Here is a 777-nt window from a genome sequence, read left to right as displayed (position 1 = left end):
AGAGACTTTCTTTTACTTAATAAAAAAAATGTTATGAAAAATGCAATTTATTTTTACAATAAGTATAAAACCAATCATAAATATTTGAGTTGGCTGGATAAAAGAAATCAAGAACAAATGGATTGGGCTCTTGACTACCTTCAAGAAAAAGAGCTATTAATCAATGCTCCCACCTTTTTACCCAACAATACTAAAGAGTGTTATGCTCAAGTATGTGCATCATTAGATGCGCTCGATTTACATTCAGATCTAAAAAGCAAGCTAATTGATAGTCAAACTACAAAATCTGAAAATATAGATGAGCCTGCTCAAAGATCGGAGCAAGGTATGAAGTCACAGGAAGATCAATTAATTGCGAGGAATAAGGAGTTTGATGAAGCTAGCAAAAAGCACTGGCAAAATCCTAACGCTTTTACGACATTAGTTAGCAAGGTAAACCAAGATACTGATGCTAAAAGGGAATTGATTCAGAGAATGCGCACTGCCTGGAACCAGAAAGTGTTTAGAGATAAGAAAACGATTAAACCTGAAAAACAGCTCAAGCTGCCCCATGGTTATGAAAAGAAGCTTAATGTGGTTGCAGAGGCTTACGATGAAAACATGGTAAATTACTTAAAAGTACTGATAGATAAAGAGTATGATAAAATCAAATCTGAAAAATAATATAACTCGGTTGTTGGTAGTATTAAAAAGTACTTTATATGCTGATATCAGATAATTTGGTAAGCTAAACTATATTTAATTACCAAGTAATACTGAATATGAAATGGCAATTTT

The 777-nt window shown here is 32.6% G+C and carries 1 protein-coding gene; it reads left to right on the top strand.

Annotation, left to right across the window (positions count from 1 at the left end; translation table 11 throughout):
* The coding region (locus ACZW67_RS14315; RefSeq protein WP_465183808.1) for a hypothetical protein at window positions 1–663 on the top strand (663 nt) is incomplete at its 5' end.
* Window positions 664–777: the final 114 nt, after the last annotated feature.

It is taken from the genome of Psychrobacter sp. TPE 89C (assembly GCF_055522395.1).
Note: the sequence above shows the minus strand (reverse complement) of the source record. Positions and strands in the feature narration are given on the sequence as shown.